Here is a 354-nt window from a genome sequence, read left to right as displayed (position 1 = left end):
ATCATCGAACGACGCGACCAAGTTTTGATCGGCTTACGGTTATTAGCCGCGATAGCCGCTTCAACCTTAGCGAACAAGTGCGCATCGACGAATGGGCCTTTTTTCAGAGAACGAGGCATTGTCAGATTCCTTTACTTGTTACTTAACGCGACGGTCGCGAATAATCATCTTAGTCGTACGCTTATTGGTACGTGTTTTGTACCCTTTAGCTTTTTGACCCCATGGGCTTACAGGTTGAATACCTTTGTTACGCCCTTCACCACCACCGTGTGGGTGATCAACTGGGTTCATCGCCATACCACGAACGGTAGGACGAACACCACGCCAGCGTGATGCACCAGCTTTACCTAGTGA

1 protein-coding gene and 1 pseudogene are annotated in these 354 nt (G+C 49.2%); both read right to left on the bottom strand.

Annotated features, from left to right (window positions below):
* Positions 1 to 119: ribosomal protein S19 family protein (locus B3143_RS12200; RefSeq protein WP_286740728.1), on the bottom strand; the 119-nt coding region annotated here is incomplete at its 3' end.
* Positions 120 to 138: 19 nt separating this feature from the next.
* Positions 139 to 354, bottom strand: a pseudogene (locus tag B3143_RS12195) (50S ribosomal protein L2); the annotation flags it as partial.

It is taken from the genome of Acinetobacter sp. UBA1496, assembly GCF_002324975.1.
Taxonomy (GTDB): Bacteria; Pseudomonadota; Gammaproteobacteria; order Pseudomonadales; family Moraxellaceae; genus Acinetobacter; species Acinetobacter variabilis.
Note: the sequence above shows the minus strand (reverse complement) of the source record. Positions and strands in the feature narration are given on the sequence as shown.